Source organism: Mycobacterium sp. ABE4_509, from assembly GCF_056160785.1.
In genome coordinates, this window is the sequence record NZ_JBSWXU010000138.1 from 1 (window position 1) to 13930 (window position 13930).

Sequence of the window (13930 nt, forward strand, 5' to 3'; positions counted from 1 at the left end):
GCTGAGGCCCCACTTGCCGCTCCCGCGGCTCCGGCCCCACTTGCCGCTCCCGCGGCTCCGGCCCCACTCGCCGCTCCCGCGGCGGCGGGCTGCCCCAACGTCCAGGTGGTATTCGCCCGCGGAACCACCGAACCCCCGGGCCTGGGCGCGATGGGCCAGGCGTTCGTCGACGATCTCCGGGCCCGCGTCGGCCCGAAGTCGGTGGGCGTCTACCCGGTGAACTACCCCGCCAGCCCCCAGTTCTCCACCGCCGTCGAAGGCATCCGGGACGCCAGCAGCCACGTCCAGCAGATGGCGAACAACTGCCCGGGCACCCAGCTGGTGCTGGGCGGGTTCTCCCAGGGCGCGGCCGTGATGGGCTTCGTGACGACCGATCTGGTTCCCGACGGTGTCTCGCCGGCCGAGGTCCCGCGGCCGATGCCCGCCGACGTCGCGAGCCATGTGGCCGCGGTGGCGCTGCTGGGCACGCCGTCGGATCGGTTCATGAACGTGATCAAGCAGCCGGCGGTGGAAGTTGGGCCGGCCTACGAGGCCAAGACCATCGAGTTGTGCGTGCCCAACGACTTCGTCTGCTCGCAGGGCAACGACATCGCCGCGCATGCCCGTTACATCTCCGACGGCCTGGTGCTGCAGGCTGCGGACTTCGCGGCCGGCAAGCTCGCCGAGCAGCCCGAGCCGCAGCCGGTGGCCGGCTGAGGCTCGGCGTGCACCGTCAGCCGGACGGGACCAGCCGGTAGATCGCGTCGGCGTAGTCGTCGGTGACGTAGACCGCGCCGTCGGGCCCGACCACCGCGGCAACCGGCCTGCCCCAACGGGATCCGTCGGAATTCTGGAAGCCGCCCACCAGGGTCTGCTGGTCACCGAGATCGCCGTCGCGCCACGGGTAGAAGGACACCTCGGGTGGCCGCGGCGGCTGCCGGTTCCACGAGCCGTGCACGCCGATCAGGGCGCCCCGGGCGTAGGGCTCGGGCAGCGCGCCGTCGACGAAGCTCATCCCCAGCGGCGCCGAATGCGCACCCATGCTCTGCTCGACCGGCGGCAGTGCCGCACAGTCCATCTGGTCGCCGTCCGGGTTGGTCTGGACATCGCGGAGGAAGGGCAGGTCGGCCGGCGCCCCGTCGTTGTAGACGTTGTTGCAGTACGGCCAGCCCAGTTCGCGTCCGGGGGTGAGCCGGGCGATCTGCTCGGGGGGATTGTCGTCGACGTAGTCGCCGATGACCTCGCCGTAGGACGGGCCCGGCTCGGGGAAGGCGATGTTGTCGCGTCCGTTGTTCGCGGTCCAGACCGACCCGTCGGGCGCCACCGCCAGGCCGGTGCCGTTGCGCACGCCGGTGGCGAACGGCTCGGCGGGTCCGCCTCCGGGCGGCACGCGCATGATCGTCGCGCGGGGAGGTTCGGCGGTGCGGTCCTCGGCACTGATGTTTCCCGTGGAACCGATCGAGAAGTAGACCGCGCCGTCGGGACCGACCACGACGCTCTTCAACGCATGCGCGTAGGCGCCCCGTAGATCGGGGCTCTCGGCGTTCGGCAGCCCGCCCGCGACGACCCGTTGGTTCGTCGCGGCGCCGTCGGCGTAGTCGTAGGCGACGATCTGGTCGCTTTCGGCGACGTAGAGTGTGGAACCGGAGAACTGCAGGCCGTGCGGCTGCTCGAGCCCGTTGAGCAGCACCGACTCCTGCGGCCCGGCCGGGCCGGGGGAGAAGCGCAACACCCGGCCCTGGGCCGGCACCGACACCAGCAGGTTGTCGTCGGGGGTCCACACGGCCAGCCGCGGGCGGTCGGTGCGGGCCCACACCGACATCGTCCAGCCCTGCGGCACGGAGACCTCGCGGGTCTGGTCGAACGGTGCGCCGTCGAGCCCCGGGGCGGCCTCGACGGTGACCGTGCTGGTCTGCGTGGCCGGGGGCGTCGACGGGGCGGGCGCCGAGGTGCCCGGAGCTGACTGAGCCGGTGAGGGCGACGACTGCTGCGCGCCTTCGGTGCATCCGGTGATCAGCGCCGCTCCTATCAGCAGCGCCCCGGTTCGCTTATGCCGCAGTGAGTCCCGCATGCATCTCCCAGACCAGAATTTCGGCGGGCGTGGCGGCGGTCACCCGTTGTCCACCCGATGCGGTGAAGCGCACCGCGTCTCCTTCGTCGAGTCCACCGGCTCCCTCGAGCGTGATCTGACCTTGCGCGACGAACAGATGCAGATAGGGGGCCTCGGGCAACTGGACACTCTGGCCCGGCTGCAGTCGCGCGCCGTGCAGCGCGGCGTGGCGGTTGCCGATCGCGATCGCCGCGGTGTCCCCGTGCTCGGGCATCCCCGAGGCGATCGTCACCAGATTGCCGCTGAGCAGTTCGGCGTCGATCTCGAGTTGCTGATAGCCCGGCGTGATTCCCGACTCGTCGGGCATCACCCACATCTGGACGAAATGTACTGGCTCGCTGTGTGATTGTTCACCGGTCAACGTCCACGAGTCGTTCTTCTCGGAGTGCATGATGCCGGTGCCGGCCGACATCCGTTGCGCGAGTCCGGGATAGATGACCCCGGAATGGCCGGTGGAATCCTGGTGCACCAGCGATCCGCGCAGCACCCAGGTGACGATCTCCATGTCGCGGTGCGGATGGGTATCGAAGCCAGCAGCCGGTGCCACCTGATCGTCGTTGTTGACCAGCAGAAGGCCGTGGTGGGTGTTGTCGGGCTCATAGTGGTCGCCGAACGAGAACGAATGCTTGGAGTCCAGCCAGGGGATCTGGGTCCTGAGACGGTCCTGCGCGCGACGGATGTCGACGACGCTGCGGGGGCTGGTCATGGATCACTCCTCGGGAGTCTTCGCCAGCCTAGGTGGCCGACACCGCCCCCGACAACATAGATGACGTATCATCTATTCCGGGGATAGGCTGAGCCCGTGGAATGGCTCACCGACGAGCAGCAGCAGATCTGGCGCGACTACCTCGCCATGAGCAGCCGACTGCACACGGCGATGCACCGGCAGCTGCAGGCCGACTGCGATCTGTCCCTGTCGGACTACGACGTCCTGGTGGCGCTGTCCGAGCGCGGCCCGACGCGGATCAACGAACTCAGCGAGCACCTCGGGTGGGAGCAGAGCCGGCTGTCGCACCAACTGCGCCGGATGCGCGGGCGCGGGATGGTCGAGCGGGAAGGCGACCACGACGACCGGCGTGGCGCCACCGTCGCGATCACCGACGCCGGAACCGCCGCGCTGGAGGCGGCCGCACCCGGCCACGTCGAACTGGTGCGCAGCGTCGTCTTCGACGGATTGCCGCCGGACCAGCTGGGTGCGCTGGGCGCGGCACTTCGGGCCGCGTTGCGCCGGCTCGAGCGACGGCGCGCCGACCACTAGACCGCAGGCAGCGTGCCGGGCAGGCCGAACTTCGAGAACAGACCGTCCTCCTTGAACGCCACGACGTGGGTGATGCCCGCCGGATGCACGTCGAGCACGTGCAACTGGAAAGCCTCGTGCACCCCCGACGCGGGATTGCGCATGTACAGCGCCGCCATCGGCTGGCCGTTGGCCGTCGCGGTGAGGAACCGGATGTCGCCGGCCCGCTCCGCCGGGCAGTGCGTCTTCGACAGCGTGACGATCTCGACGGGCCCCTGGTACCAGCCGTCGAACGGAGGCATCTCCCACACCGCGTCGGCGGTGAACAACTCGACCAGCTGGTCGAGGTCGTAGGACTCGAATGCGGCGATATAGCGCGCCAGCAGGTCGGCGGTCTCGGGCGACTCCGGAGGCAACGGGCGATCGTCACGGCTGGGCTGCACGTCGTCGAGTTGGGCCCGGGCCCGTTGCAGCAGGCTGTTGACCGCCGCGGTCGACGTGCCGACCGCCTCGGCCACCTCCGCGGCCTTCCACTGCAGCACCTCGCGCAGCACCAGCACGGCGCGCTGCCGGGGCGGCAGATGCTGCAGCGCGGCCACGAACGCCAGCCGCACCGATTCGCGGGACTCGGCGATCACCGACGGATCCGACGGGTCCTCCCGCGGTGCGTCCGGCAGCGGCTCGAGCCAGGCGATCTCGTGACGCTCGGTGATGTCGCCGGTGGGATCGGAGGCCGGTGCCCCCAGGCCCCTCGGCAGCGGGCGGCGCTTGCGTCCCTCCAGCGAGGTCAGAGCAGTGTTGGTGGCGATCCGGTACAGCCAGGTGCGCACCGAGGACTTGCCCTCGAAGCTCCCGTACGACTTCCAGGCACGCAGATACGTCTCCTGGACCAGGTCCTCGGCATCATGCAGCGACCCGGTCATCCGGTAACAGTGTGCGAGCAGTTCCCGGCGGTATCGCTGCGCATCGGACAGGAAGGCGTCCCGGGCCCTGCCGTCGCCGACTGCAACAACACTCACGTCATGTGAGCTTACGCAGCGGCACCGACACACAGGTCCCGGCGGCGGTGCGGCCCCGATTACTCTTTCGGGAATGGCCGTGACCCACAGCGAGCACAGTTTCGACGGTGCCGGCGGCATCCACATCGTCTACGACGTGTGGACGCCGGACCCGCAGTCCGGTGCCCAACCCCGTGGCGTCGTGATCCTCGCCCACGGATACGCCGAACACGCCCGCCGCTACGACCACGTCGCGGCGCGTTTCGCGGCAGCCGGGCTGATCACCTACGCCCTGGATCACCGTGGCCACGGCCGCTCCGGGGGCAAGCGGGTGTACCTGCGTGACATCGGCGAGTACACCGGCGACTTCCACACACTGGTCGGGACCGCCGCGGCCGAGCATCCCGGACTCCCGCGCATCGTCGTCGGCCACAGCATGGGCGGGGGCATCGTGTTCACCTACGGCGTCGAGCACCCCGACGACTACCACGCCATGGTGTTGTCCGGCCCCGCCGTCGCTGCGCAGGCGTCGGTGTCAGCTCCGATGGTGGTCCTGGCCAAGGTGCTGGGCAGGATCGCTCCGGGCCTGCCCGTGGAGGACCTGCCCGCCGACGCGGTGTCCCGCGACCCGAACGTGGTCGCCGCCTACGAGAACGACCCGCTGGTCCACCACGGCAAACTGCCCGCCGGGGTCGCCCGCGCGCTCATCGGCGTCGGCGAGACCATGCCGCGGCGGGCCGCGGCGATCACCGCGCCGCTGCTGGTGGTGCACGGCGAGGCGGACAAGCTGATCCCGGTCGAGGGCAGCAGACGGCTGGTCGAGTGCGTAGGCTCCGACGACGTACACCTGAAGGTGTACCCGGGTCTGTACCACGAGGTGTTCAACGAGCCCGAACAGGACCTGGTGCTCGACGACGTCACTGCCTGGATCGAGGCGAAACTGTGAAGATCGCTGCTGCTTTGAAACCCCTTGCTGCCCTGTTGTTCTCGGTGAGTCTGCTGGTTCTCGCCGGGTGCTCGTCGGACTCGGCGCCCGACGACGGGCAATCCAGCTGGGTCGACGATCAGGTGACCTTCGAGTCCGACGGACTCACCCTGCACGGCACCTACCGGCACCGCGACGACGACCAGGCCGGGCCCGCGGCCCTGCTCATCTCCGAGAGCGGCAACACCGACCGCAACGGCGACAACCTGGTCGCCGGACCGATCGGCAACATGCGCCAGCTCGCCGAGCTGCTCTCCGAGCGCGGCGTGGCGAGTCTGCGCTACGACAAGGTCGGTACCGGCCGCACCGGGCTCGGGCCGTTCGAGAAGAACCCGAACGACGTCGTCAGCGCCGTCTACACCGCCGGAGCCAAAGCGGCCGCCCGGTTCCTGGCCGACCAGCCCGACACCGACTCCGACCAGCTGTCGGTCTACGCACTCGGCGAGGGCACCGTCCACGCGATGGCGCTGGCCGGTGACACCGCCCCCGGAGCGCCCAGGGTGCAGGCCCTGGGGCTGTTCCAGCCGCTGCCGGGCCGCTACCTCGACATCATCACCAACAGGGTCGCCGCCGACGGTTCGCCCGAGACGATCGCCGCCTGGGAGGCCGCCGTCGAACAGGTCCGCACCGACGGCACCGCGCCCGAGGAACTGCCCGACGGCCTCGGCGCGATCCTCAACCCGGGCAACACCAACGCGATCGTCGAAGCCGACAGGATCGACCCGCTGGCGCTGGCGGCCGCCATACCGCCCGACACCCGGGTGCTGCTGACCTGTTCGGACTCCGACAACCAGGCGCACTGCGACGCGATGCAACCGCTGATCGACGCACTCGGACAGACCCAGCTGACCGTGGTCGAATTCGAGGGCGTCAACCACGTGCTGCGCGACGACCCGACCGACAACATCTCCAACTACGCCTCCGGTGAACCGCTGTCCCCGCAGCTGGTCGACGCGCTCGACGCCTTCATCGGCCAGTAGTGGACCGACCTTGTGGAGCAATACCGTTGTGGGGATGAACAATGCCGGACCGGGGCGTCGTCGGTGCACATCGCCGCGGAACGTCGTAGCGGCTGCCTAGGTTCGCGGTCATGACCGACGACAAGATGCTGGCCCGGATCGCCGCGCTGCTGCGCCAGGCCGAGGGCACCGACAACCCCCACGAGGCCGAGGCGTTCATGGCCGCGGCGCAGCGGCTGGCGACGGCGACGTCGATCGACCTCGCCGTCGCACGGGCGCACGGCGACCGCCGGACCAAGGCGCAGACACCGGTGCAGCGCACCATCACCATCGGTGAGGCCGGCACCCGCGGGCTGCGCACCTACGTCCAGCTCTTCGTGCTGATCGCCGCGGCCAACGACGTCAAATGTGACATCGCGTCGAACTCGACATTCGTCTACGCCTACGGCTTCGCCGAGGACATCGACACCAGCCACACGCTCTACACCAGCCTGGTGCTGCAGATGGTGCGGTCATCGACCGACTACATCGCCTCGGGAGCGCACCGGCCCACCCCGACGATCACCGCGCGCATCAACTTCCAGCTGGCCTTCGGCGCCCGGGTCGGCAAACGGTTGGCCGATGCGCGCGAACAGGCCCAACGGGAGGCCACCAGCGGGCCGGGCAGCGCGCCGGGCACCGCAATCGCGTTGCGCAACAAGGACCTCGAACTGAAGGACTACTACCGCCAGGCCTCCCGCGCACGGGGCACCTGGCGGGCGACCAGCGCGACCGCAGGGTATTCCTCGGCGGCCCGCCAGGCCGGTGACCGGGCCGGGCGCCGGGCCCGGCTGGGCGGAGGATCCGAGCTGGCCGGGTCCCGTCGGCCGCTGGAGCGATGACCCGCGACAGCCAGCGCGCCAAGGTCTACGCCGCCGAGGAGTTCGTCCGTACGATGTTCGACCGCGCCGCCGAGCGCGGCAACCCGGCGGTCGACTTCTTCGGCACCCAACTGACACTGCCGCCGGAGGCGCGGTTCGCCTCGGCCGAGGCGGTCCAGCGCTATGCCGACGAGGTGCTGGCCGCACCGGCGGTGCGCGGCCGGTGGCCTGCGGTGCCCCCGCTGCGGGTGCGATCGCGTCGCGGCAGCGCCGCCGCGCACTACGAATGCATCGACGGTGCGGCGACCATCGCGGTACCCGACCGGAGCGCCGGATGGGCGTTACGGGAACTGGTCGTGCTGCACGAGATCGCCCACCACCTGACCGCCCAGGCAGCCGACCCGGGGCCGGCGCACGGGCCGGCGTTCGTCGCGACGTTCTGTGAGCTGACCGCCGCCGTGATGGGGCCGGAGGTGGCCCACGTGCTGCGGGTGGTGTACGCCAAGGAAGGGGTCCGGTAGACCCGGCCGGCGCGGGTACCGTCGAGCTGTGACTGGTGAACCTGATCCGGTGGCGTTGGACGAGTTGTTCACCCGCCTGCTGCACACCGAGGACGATGCGCTGCGCGCCGCTCGCGACACCGCGGCCGACGCCGGAATGCCGCCGATCGAGGTGTCCGCGCAGCACGCCAGGCTGCTCTCGCTGCTGGTGCGGATGTCGGGTGCCCGCCGGGTGCTCGAGATCGGCACCCTCGCCGGATACAGCACCATCGCACTGGCCCGCGCGGTCGGACCCGGGGGCGCCGTGGTGTCGCTGGAGTACGAACCCGCGCACGCCGAGCTCGCTCGCGCCAACCTCGACCGGGCGGGCGTGGCAGAGCGGGTCGAGGTGCTGGTCGGCACCGCGCTGGACACGCTGCCGCAGTTGCAGGACCGCGGGGAAGTGTTCGACCTGGTGTTCGTCGACGCCGACAAGGAGAACAACATCGCCTACGTCGAGTGGGCCATCGCGCTCGGGCACCCGGGCACCGTGATCGTCGTCGACAACATCGCCCGCCACGGGCGGGTGCTCGACCCGGCCCCGTCGGACGTCCAGGCCCAGGCGGTGCGCGACATGCTGGAGATGATGGGCGCGCATCCCCGGCTGGACACCGCCGCCATCCAGACCGTCGGCACCAAGGCATGGGACGGCTTCGCGGTGGCGCTGGTCGACTAGGGGCTTCGGCCGGCGGTTGGGCCGGCGGTTGGCTCGGGCCGTCCCGGGCTACTCCGCAACCGTGTGGACGGTCAGCAGGCGGATCCCCGCGCCCGCCGATGAGGTGTGGCGCCTGCTCGTGGACCCCGAGGCCTGGCCGACGTGGGGCCCCAGCGTCGCCGCCGCCCAGATCGACGGCGGTTTCCTACGGCACGGCGCCACCGGCCGGGTGTGGACACCGGTCGGGGTGCCGGTGCCGTTCACGATCTCCGAGTTCGTCCCGGGCCGCAGCTGGTCGTGGCGCGTCGCGGGGGTGCCGGCGACCGGGCACGGGGTGGAACCCGACGCGACCGGCTGCCGTGCCTGGATGAGCGCGCCGCTGTGGGCGCCGGGCTATCTGCCCGTGCTCCGGATCGCCCTCGGCCGCCTCGAACGGATGGCGTGCGGGCAACGACCGGGTTGAACCAGGCCCGACCGGGTAATCCTGCGGATCAGGACGGATCGAGCAAGGAGCGCATCATGATCGGAACCATCCTCGGAGCCATCATCGTCGGCCTCATCGTCGGTGCACTGGCCCGCCTGGTGATGCCGGGCAAGCAGAACATCGGCCTCATCATGACCATCGTGCTCGGTGCACTGGGCTCGTTCGTGGGCACCTGGATCACCTACAGCCTGGGGTACTCGAACAGCAACGGCGGCTTCGAGATCATCCCGTTCCTGGTGGGCATCATCGTCGCCGTCGTGCTGATCGCCGCCTACCTGGGCATCACCGGCCGGCGCAACTCCCGGGTGTAGGGGAGCGGCCGGGTCAGGTGCAGACCGCGCCGACTGCCGCCGACCCGACCAGCTTGGTGTACTTGGCCAGCACGCCTGCCGTGTAGCGCGGCGGCAGCGGCTCGAAACCGGCCTTGCGGGATTCGAACTCGTCGGCGTCGACCAGCACGTCGAGGGTGCCCGTGCCGACGTCGAGGCGGATCCGGTCACCGTCGCGCAGGAACGCGATCGGCCCGCCGTCGACCGCCTCGGGCGCCACGTGCCCGACGCACAGGCCGGTGGTGCCGCCGGAGAACCGGCCGTCGGTCATCAGCAGGACGTCCTTGCCCAGTCCGGCGCCCTTGATCGCGCCGGTGATGGCGAGCATCTCGCGCATCCCGGGACCACCCTTGGGACCCTCGTAGCGGATGACCACCACGTCGCCAGCGGTGATCGTGCCGTCCTCCAGCGCATCCAGGGCTGCCCGTTCACGCTCGAAAACCCTTGCGGTGCCCTCGAACACGTCGGAGTCGAAACCGGCTGACTTGACCACCGCCCCCTCGGGGGCCAGCGAACCGTGCAGGATGGTGATGCCGCCGGTGGGGTGGATCGGCTCGGACAGCGCGCGCAGCACCTTGCCGTCGGGATCCGGCGGCGCGATGTGAGCCAGGTTCTCGGCCATCGTCTGACCGGTCACCGTCAGCACATCGCCGTGCAGCAGGCCGGCATCGAGCAGGGCTTTCATCACCACCGGGACCCCGCCGATGCGGTCGACGTCGTTCATCACGTACGCCCCGAACGGTTTGACGTCGGCCAGGTGCGGAACCCGGGTACCGATGCGGGTGAAGTCCTCCAGCGAGAGCTTGACGTTGGCCTCGTAGGCGATGGCCAGCAGGTGCAGCACCGCGTTGGTGGATCCGCCGAACGCCATCACCACGGCGATGGCGTTCTCGAACGCCTCCTTGGTCAGGATGTCGCGGGCGGTGATGCCGCGGCGCAGCAGTTCGACCACGGCCATGCCGCTGCGGCGGGCGAAGCCGTCGCGACGGCGGTCGGTGGCCGGCGGGGCGGCGCTGCCCGGCAGCGACATCCCCAGCGCCTCGGCCGCACTGGCCATCGTGTTGGCGGTGTACATGCCGCCGCAGGCGCCCTCGCCCGGGCAGATCGCGCGCTCGATGGCGTCGACGTCCTCGCGTGACATCAGTCCCCGGGAGCAGGCGCCGACAGCCTCGAAGGCATCGATGATCGTGACGTCCTTCTCGGTGCCGTCGGACAGCTTGGCGCGTCCCGGCAGGATCGATCCGGCGTAGAGGAACACGCCGGCCAGGTCCAGTCGCGCGGCAGCCATCAGCATGCCCGGCAGTGACTTGTCGCAGCCGGCCAGCAGCACCGAACCGTCGAGGCGTTCGGCCTGCATCACGGTCTCGACGCTGTCGGCGATGATCTCGCGTGACACCAGTGAGAAGTGCATCCCCTCGTGGCCCATCGAGATGCCGTCGGAGACCGAGATGGTGCCGAATTCCATCGGGTAGCCACCCGCCTCGAACACCCCCTCCTTGACCGCCTTGGCCAGCCGGTCCAGCGACAGGTTGCACGGGGTGATCTCGTTCCACGACGACGCGACGCCGATCTGTGGTTTGGCGAAATCCTCGTCGCCCATGCCCACCGCACGCAGCATGCCCCGGGCGGCGGCTCTTTCGAGTCCGTCGGTGACGTCGCGGCTACGGGGCTTGATGTCTGGCTGCGAACCGGGATCTGAGGGCATCCGTCGATTATGCGCCCGCTGGTTTGGCCCGGCCAAACCGCTACTGATACCCCACTGGGGTACAAGTACCCTGGTGTTCGTGAGTTCGTTCCCCAGACGTGCGGCCGCGGTGTTCACGGCGTGCGCCGCCGTGCTCGCGCTGGCCGGGTGCGGCAGCGACGCACCACCGGCCGAGACCGCCCAGGCCGACGACCTGCAGCTGGAGACGCCGGTGATCGACGGTGAGCCCGCCGGCTACAACACCGCGGACGTCGTGTTCGCCAGCTCCATGGTGCCGCACCACAAGCAGGCCGTGGAGCTGGCGACGATGGCGCCCGAACACACCGACAACCCGGAGCTGTTGGCGGTCGCCGACCAGATCACCGCCACCCAGGTGCCCGAGATCAACATCCTCAACGTCTTCCTGGTGCAGTGGAACGAGAACCCGGAGATCGGCAGCGGTGGTGATACCGGGCACGAGCAGTCGACGCAGGGCCCCATGCCGGGGATGGTCGACGATGCGACGGTCGCGCGGCTCGAGTCGTTGGACGGCGCTGAGTTCGACAGACTGTGGCTGGAATCGATGATCAGCCAACACCAGGGTGCGATCCAGATGGCCGAGGCCGAGGTCGCCGACGGCCAGAACGTCGACGCCGTGGCGATGGCCGAGATGATGGTGACCACCCAGCAAGCCGAGATCGAGCAGATGCGACAGATTCTGGAGGGCGCCGGGCCGTGAGCGATAACGAGGTGGACAGCGACAACCAGGCGGACACTGCGCCGGGCGCCCGTGGCTACTCGGCGCAGAAGGACAACTACGCCAAGCGGTTGCGCCGGATCGAGGGCCAGGTCCGGGGCATCGCCAAGATGATCGACGAGGACAAGTACTGCATCGACGTCCTCACCCAGATCAGCGCGGTCAACAGCGCGCTGCAGTCGGTCGCGCTGGGCCTGCTCGACGAGCATCTGAGCCACTGCGTCTCCCACGCGGTGGCCAACGGCGGCGCGGAAGCCGACGCCAAGCTGGCCGAAGCCTCGGCCGCCATCGCCCGCCTCGTGCGGTCCTGAACACCGGCGACGCCGGTATCAGCTCGTCGAGTCCGGCGGGTCCGGGTCGCCGCGCAGCAGCTCGTCGGGGTGATGGGCGTGGTTGACGCGGAACGGGTGCTCACCGTCTGTCCAGGCCAGGCGACCGTTGCGGACTTCGGCGGCGTAGTGGCCCTTGGTGAGCAGGGCGTGGTCCGGTCCGCAGGCGAAGAACAACGCGTCGGCGTCGGTGCGGCCGGCCGGCGCCCACTCGGGGCTGTGGTGGACTTCGCTGTGGTAGCCCGGTTCGAGGCAGTCGGGCCGGGTGCAGCCGCCGTCGCGCGCATAGCAGATGATCCGCTGGTCGGTGGTGGCGACGCGGGTCTGTCGGCCCAGGTACAGGGGGCGTTCGCTGTGCTCGTCGAAGACCGCGAGGTAGTGGATCGAGCCGGTGGCCATCCGGATCAGGTCGCGCATCGGTAGTGCGCTGCCGCCGCCGGTGCGCGCCGGCGCGGGCATCGGGATGGCGGGGTTGGTCACGGCGTGGGCTGCCTGGTCGAGTTCGGCCAGGGTGGTGCGCACGATGACGGTGACCGGGTGCCCCCGGTGGGCGCCCATCTGGCCGGAGGCGATCGCGGTCTTCAGGCCGAGTTTGACCCCGTCGTGGCGGCGTTGGGTCATGGTGCGTTCGTCGCGGGTGGCCTCGACGGTGCCGTCGGGCAGGTGCCTGCCCGGGCGGACGGCGGCGGTGAGCGCTTCGAGATAGGCGCGGGTCTCGGGATCTATCCAGCCCGAAAGTTTCGACATCCCGTCGGAACCCTGGGTACCCAGCTGTAGCCCGCGGCGGCGGGCACGGTCGGATTCGTCGAAGTGGCCGTCGGGGTTGAACAGGTCATCGAGATGGGTGCCGAGTTCGGCGACGAAATCGGCGTCGTGCCTGGTGGCTGCGTCGACCAGGGCGGTTTCGGCCTCGGCGCGGTCCTGGACGGACACGCAGGACGGCAGCCGGTCGAGGGTCTTGGTGATCTCGGCGAGATGGTCGTCGCCGATCGTGCCGGACTCGACCGCCTCGGCGGCCACCGGTAGCAGCGGCGCCAGCGGGGGACCGGTCAGCCGGCGGCGGGGCCGGATGCGCACGGCGGCCTTGGCTCGGCGTTTGACCTCGCGGGTCGGGATGCGCAGCCGTCCGGCCAGCCGCTGGACCAGATCCGGCATCGGGTCGGTCTCGTCGGGGGGATCCACCAACTCGGCGAGCATCCGATACATCAGGCCGCGATTGGTGCGGTGCTGGGTCTCCAGCCGGGCGGCCAGGTGGGCGCGGAACCCGCTGCCCACCGACTCGGAGGACACCGCCCGCAGCTCGGCGTGGGCCGCGTCGACCGCATCCAGGGCCGCGTCGAGCCGGCGGCGCGCCGCCTCAGCGGTGACGAGGGAACCCATGAACTCACGCTATCGAACAAATATTCGATTCGACGGTGCGCGATCAGCGGCCCTCGTCCAACCTGTGGAGGAATCCGCGATGGGGGACAACTCGCTCAGTCGCCCAGCGCGTCCTCGATCCGCTGCACCTTGGCGCTCAGCTGACCGGTGAAACCGGGGCGGATGTCGGCCTTGAGCACCAGGCTGACCCGGGGTGACACCGCGGCGACGGCGTCGACGGCCCGCTTCACCACCGCCATCACCTCGTCCCACTCCCCTTCGATGTTGGTGAACATCGCATTCGTCTCGTTCGGCAGGCCCGAGGCGCGCACCACCCGGACCGCCTCGGCCACCGCGGCGCTGACGCCCCCGGTCTCGTCGCCACCGGTGGGACTGATGCTGAACGCGACGATCATGCGCCGAGCGTACGGTGTCGTCGCAGCTGTAACGTTCGCGCCCGCTGGGACGATAGAAACCCCAGTTCAAGCCCTATATCAGCGGAGGCTGGCAACCCGCTGTGCCACACTGGGGTGAAATGCGAATCGGGAGGTAAACGCATGCGGCTGCGAAATCGAAGCCGGCTGTTCGCGATGGCGGCGTCGGCCGTCCTGCTCGGCGGACTGGCTCTGACCGCGCCGCCGGCGCTGGCACAGCCCGCGCCGGCAC

At 70.1% G+C, this 13930-nt stretch carries 17 protein-coding genes; 11 read left to right on the forward strand and 6 right to left on the reverse strand.

All coding sequences use genetic code 11. The annotated features are described in order from the left end of the window. A partial coding sequence (locus ACXAID_RS22570) for a cutinase family protein (protein ID WP_475024424.1) occupies positions 1–696 on the forward strand: 696 nt, incomplete at its 5' end. 16 nt (positions 697–712) lie between these two features. Here ACXAID_RS22570 and ACXAID_RS22575 read toward each other — a convergent pair. Continuing rightward, positions 713–2050 (reverse strand): gluconolaconase, encoded by a 1338-nt coding sequence (locus tag ACXAID_RS22575; protein WP_475024425.1) that lies wholly within the window; start codon positions 2048–2050, stop codon positions 713–715. After that, entirely contained in the window at positions 2028–2795 is a 768-nt protein-coding gene (locus tag ACXAID_RS22580) for a pirin family protein (protein WP_475024426.1), read from the reverse strand. Before ACXAID_RS22580 ends, ACXAID_RS22575 begins: the two co-directional genes overlap by 23 nt. 96 nt (positions 2796–2891) lie before the next feature. Here ACXAID_RS22580 and ACXAID_RS22585 point away from each other — a divergent pair, with 96 nt between their 5' ends. Continuing rightward, positions 2892–3347 (forward strand): MarR family winged helix-turn-helix transcriptional regulator, encoded by a 456-nt coding sequence (locus ACXAID_RS22585; RefSeq protein ID WP_475024427.1) that lies wholly within the window; start codon positions 2892–2894, stop codon positions 3345–3347. Here the strand turns inward: ACXAID_RS22585 and ACXAID_RS22590 are convergent. Further along, positions 3344–4471 (reverse strand): sigma-70 family RNA polymerase sigma factor, encoded by a 1128-nt coding sequence (locus ACXAID_RS22590; RefSeq protein ID WP_475024428.1) that lies wholly within the window; start codon positions 4469–4471, stop codon positions 3344–3346. The two genes, ACXAID_RS22585 and ACXAID_RS22590, sit on opposite strands and share 4 nt — an antisense overlap. Between ACXAID_RS22590 and ACXAID_RS22595 the strand changes: the two genes are divergently transcribed. The 7 genes from ACXAID_RS22595 to ACXAID_RS22625 all read left to right on the forward strand — a co-directional run bounded on the left by ACXAID_RS22595 (position 4419) and on the right by ACXAID_RS22625 (position 9117). Next, positions 4419–5270 (forward strand): lysophospholipase, encoded by an 852-nt coding sequence (locus ACXAID_RS22595; RefSeq protein ID WP_475024429.1) that lies wholly within the window; start codon positions 4419–4421, stop codon positions 5268–5270. The genes ACXAID_RS22590 and ACXAID_RS22595 overlap by 53 nt on opposite strands. Positions 5271–5284: 14 nt before the next feature. After that, on the forward strand, positions 5285–6289 hold the full coding sequence (locus ACXAID_RS22600; protein ID WP_475024439.1) for an alpha/beta hydrolase family protein: 1005 nt from the start codon (positions 5285–5287) through the stop codon (positions 6287–6289). A 110-nt stretch (positions 6290–6399) separates the two neighbouring features. After that, positions 6400–7149 (forward strand): DUF2786 domain-containing protein, encoded by a 750-nt coding sequence (locus tag ACXAID_RS22605; protein WP_475024430.1) that lies wholly within the window; start codon positions 6400–6402, stop codon positions 7147–7149. After that, complete coding sequence (locus ACXAID_RS22610; protein ID WP_475024431.1) at positions 7146–7649, forward strand: TIGR04338 family metallohydrolase; 504 nt, start codon at positions 7146–7148, stop codon at positions 7647–7649. Before ACXAID_RS22605 ends, ACXAID_RS22610 begins: the two co-directional genes overlap by 4 nt. 28 nt (positions 7650–7677) lie before the next feature. After that, entirely contained in the window at positions 7678–8343 is a 666-nt protein-coding gene (locus ACXAID_RS22615; RefSeq protein WP_475024432.1) for an O-methyltransferase, read from the forward strand. A gap of 61 nt (positions 8344–8404) precedes the next feature. Continuing rightward, positions 8405–8785, forward strand: coding sequence for an SRPBCC family protein (locus ACXAID_RS22620; protein WP_475024433.1), 381 nt, complete (start codon positions 8405–8407; stop codon positions 8783–8785). A 56-nt stretch (positions 8786–8841) separates the two neighbouring features. Beyond that, positions 8842–9117 (forward strand): GlsB/YeaQ/YmgE family stress response membrane protein, encoded by a 276-nt coding sequence (locus ACXAID_RS22625; protein ID WP_475024434.1) that lies wholly within the window; start codon positions 8842–8844, stop codon positions 9115–9117. Positions 9118–9130: 13 nt separating this feature from the next. On the opposite strand, the gene ilvD is transcribed toward ACXAID_RS22625, so the two are convergent. Then, on the reverse strand, positions 9131–10840 hold the full coding sequence (gene ilvD, locus ACXAID_RS22630) for a dihydroxy-acid dehydratase (RefSeq protein WP_475024435.1): 1710 nt from the start codon (positions 10838–10840) through the stop codon (positions 9131–9133). Between the two features lie 79 nt (positions 10841–10919). Here ilvD and ACXAID_RS22635 point away from each other — a divergent pair, with 79 nt between their 5' ends. Further along, entirely contained in the window at positions 10920–11558 is a 639-nt protein-coding gene (locus tag ACXAID_RS22635; RefSeq protein ID WP_475024436.1) for a DUF305 domain-containing protein, read from the forward strand. Positions 11559–11569: 11 nt separating this feature from the next. Beyond that, positions 11570–11887, forward strand: a complete 318-nt coding sequence (gene ricR / locus ACXAID_RS22640; RefSeq protein ID WP_475024440.1) for a copper-sensing transcriptional repressor RicR — start codon at positions 11570–11572, stop codon at positions 11885–11887. A gap of 18 nt (positions 11888–11905) precedes the next feature. Here ricR and ACXAID_RS22645 read toward each other — a convergent pair whose 3' ends face one another. Together ACXAID_RS22645 and ACXAID_RS22650 are read right to left on the reverse strand one after the other, a co-directional pair. Beyond that, positions 11906–13285: a DUF222 domain-containing protein gene (locus ACXAID_RS22645; RefSeq protein ID WP_475024437.1), complete on the reverse strand. Its 1380-nt coding sequence runs from the start codon at positions 13283–13285 to the stop codon at positions 11906–11908. A 95-nt stretch (positions 13286–13380) separates the two neighbouring features. Next, positions 13381–13680, reverse strand: coding sequence for a thiamine-binding protein (locus tag ACXAID_RS22650; RefSeq protein ID WP_475024438.1), 300 nt, complete (start codon positions 13678–13680; stop codon positions 13381–13383). Positions 13681–13930: the final 250 nt, after the last annotated feature.